Raw genomic sequence first — 5993 nt, 5'->3', positions numbered from 1 at the left:
ACTCAGCCCAGGGGGTGCATCCAACCGTGCGTGTCAGGAGCCGTACCCCGCTGGATGTCCAGCAGCGCCTGGCGGAGCCGGAGCGTGACCTCGCCCGGCTCTCCCCCGCTCTGCTTCCACTCCACCCCGGCCCGCTTCACCGTACCGACCGGCGTGATCACAGCGGCCGTACCGCAGGCGAACACCTCGGTCAGAGACCCGTTCTCCGAGTCCCGCTGCCACTGGTCGACCGAGACCCTGCCCTCCTCGGCCTCGTACCCGAGGTCACGGGCGACGGCGAGCAGGGAGTCCCGGGTGACGCCCTCCAGAATCGACCCGGTCAACGACGGCGTGACGATCCTGTCCCCGTACACGAAGTACAGGTTCATGCCGCCCAGCTCCTCGACCCACGTGTGCTCGACGGCGTCGAGGTAGCAGACCTGGTCGCAGCCCTTGGTCGCGGCCTCGGCCTGCGCGAGCAGGGACGCCGCGTAGTTGCCGCCCGTCTTGGCGTCGCCCATGCCGCCGGGGACGGCGCGGACGCGGTCCTCGGAGACCCAGATGGAGACCGGCTTGACGCCGCCCGGGAAGTAGGCGCCGGCCGGGGAGGCGATGACCAGGAACAGGTACTCGTTGGCCGGCTTCACGCCCAGGCCGACCTCGGTCGCGATCATGAACGGACGCAGGTAGAGGGACTCCTCACCGCCGTGCGCCGGGACCCACGCCTTGTCCTGCTTCACCAGCGCGTCGCACGCCTCGATGAACGTCTCGACCGGCAGCTCGGGCATCGCGAGCCGGCGCGCGGAACGCTGGAAGCGCTCGGCGTTCTTCTCCGGGCGGAACGTGGCGACCGACCCGTCGGGGCGGCGGTAGGCCTTCAGCCCCTCGAAGATCTCCTGCGCGTAGTGCAGGACCGTGGTGGCGGGGTCGAGGGAGATCGGCGCGTACGGCACGAGCTGGCCGTCGTGCCAGCCGCGGCCTTCCGTCCACTTGATCGTCACCATGTGGTCGGTGAAGTGGCGGCCGAACCCGGGGTTGGCCAGGATCGCCTCGCGTTCTGCGGCGGAGAGCGGGTTGGCGGAGGGCTTGAGCTCGATCGTGGGCGTCGTCATGGGTTGATGTCCTTCACCGGTTGTAGTGACGGGCCGCGCTCGGTACTGCTCTGAATGTGACCAGTGCTAGGACGTCCGAGCATTCCCTCATTCCGCGGCCTCGCGTTCGATTATCGCCCGTGGGCGGCGGCGGAAGGAACGGGGTGAATGCGACCCGGTGGTCGATGGTGGCACCCGGCGGGAACATGCGAAAGCCGCCGGGCGCGGATGCGACCCGGCGGCTCTGCGAAAAGCAGCGGCGGGTCAGCCGGCTACTCGTACGGCGAGCGCGTCGCCGATCTCCGTGGTGGAGCGGGCGGGCTTGCCCGTGCGCTCCGACAGGTCGGCGGCGACCGCCTCGTCGATACGGTCGGCCTCGGCCTCGTGGCCAAGGTGGCGCAGGAGCAGGGCGACCGACAGCACCGTGGCGGTCGGGTCGGCCTTGCCCTGGCCGGCGATGTCCGGGGCCGAGCCGTGCACGGGCTCGAACATGGACGGGAAGTCTCCGGACGGGTTGATGTTGCCGGAGGCCGCCACGCCGATGCCGCCGGAGACGGCCGCGGCGAGGTCGGTGACGATGTCGCCGAAGAGGTTGTCCGTGACGATGACGTCGAAGCGCTCGGGCTGCGTGACGAGGTAGATCGTCGCCGCGTCCACGTGCATGTACTCGGTGGTGACCTCGGGGAACTCCTCGGCCACCTTGTTGAAGATGTTCGTCCACAGGTGACCCGCGAAGGTCAGCACGTTGTTCTTGTGGATCAGCGCCAGCTTCTTGCGCGGGCGGGCCTGCGCACGGGCGAACGCGTCACGCACGACACGCTCCACACCGAAGGCCGTGTTCACGGAGACCTCGGTGGCGACCTCGTGCTCGGTGCCCTTGCGGATCGTGCCGCCGTTGCCGGTGTACGGGCCCTCGGTGCCCTCGCGGACCACGACGAAGTCGATCTCCGGCTCGCCGGCCAGCGGGGTGGCGACGCCCGGGAGCAGCTTCGACGGGCGCAGGTTGACGTGGTGGTCGAAGGCGAAGCGGAGCTTGAGCAGGAAGCCGCGCTCCAGGACGCCGGACGGCACGCTCGGGTCGCCGATCGCGCCGAGCAGGATGGCGTCGTGCTTCTTCAGGGCGTCGAGGTCGGCGTCGGTGAGGGTCTCACCGGTGGCGTGGTAGCGCCGGGCGCCGAAGTCGTACTCCTTGGTCTCCAGCTTCACATCCTGCGGAAGGACGGCGGAGAGGACCTTCAGCCCTTCGGTCACGACCTCCTGGCCGATTCCGTCACCGGGGATCACTGCGAGATTGATGCTGCGAGACATGCGGGCACCCTACTCCTCGTCCCATGGGATGACACGCGGTGTCCGCGATACGGACACGTCGCCCCTCGTTCACCCGTATGTCAGACCGGTGTTGGGCCTTGCTGGGAAGTTGACTCTCATGGAGACTCCCGACTTCGGCATTCCCCGGCGGCTCGCGGACCGGATGAGCATGGCGGAACAGTACGAGTATCTGCGGACGCGCCTGTCGCGGCGGCGCACGCTGGTGACGGCCGGCGCGGTGGCGAGCGGGCTGCTGACCGGCTGCTCGGGCTCCGGCTCCGGGGGCGCCACGGCGACCAGGGACCCGTCGCCGAGCACGTCGAAGGCGCCCGGCTCCTTCATCACCCCCTTCGGCCGCCATCTCTCCTTCGGCGCCGATCCGAAGTCCCAGATGCGGATCTCCTGGCAGGTGCCGCTCGCGGTGAAGAAGCCGTACGTCCGGGTCGGCGCGCGCCCCGACGACCTCGGCCGCAAGGTGGAGGCGGAGCTGCGCGATCTGCGCACCCCGGAGCTGAAGGGCGTACGGGCGGCGGTCGAGCAGTACTACCTGCACGCGGCACTGGACGGCCTGCGCCCGGACACCACGTACTACTACGGCGTCGGCCACGAGGGCTTCGACCCCGCGTCCCCCGGGCACCGCTCGACCATCGCGTCCTTCCGCACGGCACCCGCGAACCCGCCGGAGCGGTTCGTGTTCACCGCGTTCGGCGACCAGGGCGTCGGCGAGGAGGCGGCCCTCAACGACCGTCTGCTGCTGCGCCAGAGCCCCGCCTTTCATCTGCACGCCGGCGACATCTGCTACGCCGACCCGACCGGCAAGGGCAAGGAGTCGGACGTCTTCGACGCCGGGCAGTGGGACCGGTTCCTCAAGCAGACCGAGCCGGTCGCCAGGTCGGTGCCGTGGATGGTGACGACCGGCAACCACGACATGGAGGCCTGGTACTCGCCGGACGGCTACGGCGGCCAGTTCGCCCGCTTCTCCCTGCCGGACAGCGGCTTCGACGCGCGTACGGCACCGGGCGTGTACGCCTTCACGTACGGCAACGTCGGCGTGGTCGCGCTGGACGCGAACGACGTGTCGTACGAGATCCCCGCCAACCTCGGCTACACGGAGGGGAGGCAGACGAAGTGGCTGGAGAAGAAGCTCGGCGAGCTGAGGGCCGCGAAGGACGTCGACTTCATCGTCGTCTACTTCCACCACTGCGCGTACTCGACCTCCACGCACGCCTCCGACGGCGGGGTACGCGCCGAGTGGCTGCCCCTGTTCGCCAAGCACGAGGTGGACCTGGTGATCAACGGGCACAACCACGTGTACGAGCGGACCGACGCCGTCAAGAACGGCGAGGTGGGCAGGCCGGTGCCCGTCGGCGGAACGACGGACCCCAGGCGGGACGGGATCGTGTACGTCACCGCGGGCGGCGGCGGCAAGGAGCTGTACGGCTTCCCGGACGGGGTGAAGGAGAGCTACGAGGGGAACACCGCCGACCACGAGTCCGTCGCCACGTTCCGGTGGACCAAGTCCCAGGACACGAAGGCGGAGTCGGTGCAGTGGTCGCGGGTGCGCTACCGCGGGTTCTCGTTCCTCTCCGTGGAGGCGGAGAGCGGCGCCGCGCCGAAGTTGAAGGTGTCGGCGCTGGCGTCGAGCGGTGAGCGGATCGACCACTTCGAGGTGCGGCGCGGGGCGTGAGGCCCCGCACCGCGCCCCGTCGGGCGGCTCCCGGTCCGGGGGCGGCTCAGTGGCCGGTGGATCCGCCGTTGTCCCTGCGGTCGAGGGCGCGCTGGAGCGCGGCGGCGGCGTTCTTGCGGTCGGACTCGCTCGTCCGGGAAGCGTGGCGGACTCGGCGGCGGACGGTCGTCTCGGCCATGGGAAATCGACTCCTTCGACAGCATGGAGCGCAGAGAGAGATACGAGACGCCGGAAGAGGCGGGGAGCGGTGCCGCAGGGGTTGCCTGCACGGGGCCCGGCTCACGACCGCCATTCGCTTGGTCGAGCGAGACGTTCGGCTCCTACAAAACTAAGGGAGGCCGGAGCGTCTGTCTCCACAATTACTCGGACTTCCTACTATCTGAGACGGTGGACTACGTCACACCGCGCTGAGCTGCGGTGATTCCTAGAGCACATCGCCGTCGCGCCAGTCGAAGAGCAATGCGTGCGCGGGGTCGAGCGCACCGGCGAGGGCCGGCCGGACATAGGTGCTGTCCTCTTCGTCCGGCAGCCGGACGACGCCCTCCACCGGGCTGAGGGCGTGCACCTCACCGCGCCACAGCCGCCAGCCGCGGGAGGTGTAGAGCCGGGCGCCGTCCGCACTGGCGGACAGGGCCCCGAGGTCGTAGGCACGCTCGACGACGCGTTCCAGCTCGCCCATGACCTGCCCGCCGAGGCCGCTGCGGCGGGCGTCAGCGCGGACGGCGACGTTCTCGACGTACCCGGCGCGCAGCCACCGCCCGCGGTGCCCCACCCGGCGCATCACGACCGCCCCGTGCGCGGCGAGGCCGGAGTCGTCGTGCACGAGGGCGTGCATGCCGCCGAGGCCGTGGTCCCAGTCCTCGTCGCCGAAGTCGCCGTCGAACGCGGCGTCCAGGAGGGCCCGTACGGCGTCGAGGTCGGCGGGGGTGAGGTCGGCGGTGTGGGCGGTGCGTACGCGGAGGGTCATCCGCCCAGTATGTGAAGGGACCGGGCGGCTCTCGACCGGTTATCCGAGCCCGAGGCCCTCCGCCACCGCCTCCCGGAAGCCCCGCGGATCCTCCACCCACGGCAGATGACCGGCTTCCGGCAGCACCACACGCGTCACACGCGGGACCGCCCGCTCCAGCGAGCCCACCGCCGAGCGCGGCCGGATGTCCCCGGCGCCGTCGACGATGAGCACCGGCACATCCAGGGCCCGGCAGGCGGCGTACAGGGCCGGGGTGCCGCAGACTCTCCTCGCGTCGGCGTTGAGCACGCTGTTGCACGCGACGTTGATCCCGTACCAGGGGGTCGCCATCCGCTCGGCGTGGTCCAGGGCACGCTCGCGGTCCTCGAACTCGCTCGACCACTGCAGGATCGCGCTCTCGCGCTCCTCCTCGCGGGACCGTCCGGGCCGGTTCTCCAACTCCCGCCAGCGGGCGAGCCGTTCAGGGTGCTCGCCGAGCCGGGTCAGGAGGTTGTCGTGGTACGCGGCGTGCCAGTCCGAGGCCGGCCCGATGCCCGTCCCGGACACGTACACCAGCGCGCTCACCCGCTCCGGGTGCGCCAGCGCGTAGCTCAACGCCAGTTGCGCGCCCCAGGAGTGGCCCAGCAGTACCGTCCGCTCCAGTGCGAAGTGCTCTCGTACGGCGTCGAGATCGGCCACGGAGCGCTCGACGGTCCAGGGTCCGTCGCACGGCTCCGACCGCCCGCAGCCGCGCTGGTCCCAGCGGATCACCGTGGCCAGATCGCCGAGCAGAGCGGCGACGTCGTCGAACATGTCCCACAGTCCGGGCCCGCCGTGGGACAGCAGCAGCGGTGTGCCCCGGCCCGAGGCCGCCGCCCACAGCCGTACGCCGTCGCCCGTCGTCACCGTCTCGGTTCGCGCGTCCATACCCGGGAGTCTGCCGGACGGCATACGCCGACGGGCCGGGTCGCAGGACCCGGCC

General features: G+C 70.7%; 6 protein-coding genes. 1 reads left to right on the top strand and 5 read right to left on the bottom strand.

Annotated elements, in window-relative coordinates:
- Positions 1–2 precede the first annotated feature (2 nt).
- Together ACFTZL_RS39725 and ACFTZL_RS39720 are read right to left on the bottom strand one after the other, a co-directional pair.
- The gene (locus ACFTZL_RS39725) at positions 3–1091 is read right to left on the bottom strand and encodes a branched-chain amino acid aminotransferase (RefSeq protein WP_382593845.1); all 1089 of its coding nucleotides are present in this window, start codon (positions 1089–1091) and stop codon (positions 3–5) included.
- A gap of 243 nt (positions 1092–1334) precedes the next feature.
- On the bottom strand, positions 1335–2378 hold the full coding sequence (locus ACFTZL_RS39720; RefSeq protein ID WP_184598610.1) for a 3-isopropylmalate dehydrogenase: 1044 nt from the start codon (positions 2376–2378) through the stop codon (positions 1335–1337).
- A gap of 118 nt (positions 2379–2496) precedes the next feature.
- Here ACFTZL_RS39720 and ACFTZL_RS39715 point away from each other — a divergent pair, with 118 nt between their 5' ends.
- Positions 2497–4065 (top strand): purple acid phosphatase family protein, encoded by a 1569-nt coding sequence (locus ACFTZL_RS39715; RefSeq protein WP_382593842.1) that lies wholly within the window; start codon positions 2497–2499, stop codon positions 4063–4065.
- A 46-nt stretch (positions 4066–4111) separates the two neighbouring features.
- Here ACFTZL_RS39715 and ACFTZL_RS39710 read toward each other — a convergent pair whose 3' ends face one another.
- The 3 genes from ACFTZL_RS39710 to ACFTZL_RS39700 form a co-directional block, all read right to left on the bottom strand.
- The gene (locus ACFTZL_RS39710) at positions 4112–4243 is read right to left on the bottom strand and encodes a hypothetical protein (RefSeq protein ID WP_095534071.1); all 132 of its coding nucleotides are present in this window, start codon (positions 4241–4243) and stop codon (positions 4112–4114) included.
- Between the two features lie 246 nt (positions 4244–4489).
- A complete protein-coding gene (locus tag ACFTZL_RS39705; RefSeq protein WP_382593839.1) occupies positions 4490–5032 on the bottom strand; it encodes a GNAT family N-acetyltransferase in 543 nt (180 codons plus the stop codon).
- 39 nt (positions 5033–5071) lie between these two features.
- The gene (locus tag ACFTZL_RS39700) at positions 5072–5938 is read right to left on the bottom strand and encodes an alpha/beta fold hydrolase (RefSeq protein ID WP_382593836.1); all 867 of its coding nucleotides are present in this window, start codon (positions 5936–5938) and stop codon (positions 5072–5074) included.
- Between the last annotated feature and the right edge of the window lie 55 nt (positions 5939–5993).

Origin of the sequence: Streptomyces sp. NPDC056948 (assembly GCF_042674225.1) — a bacterium.
Taxonomy (GTDB): Bacteria; Actinomycetota; Actinomycetes; order Streptomycetales; family Streptomycetaceae; genus Streptomyces; species Streptomyces purpurascens.
Note: the sequence above shows the minus strand (reverse complement) of the source record. Positions and strands in the feature narration are given on the sequence as shown.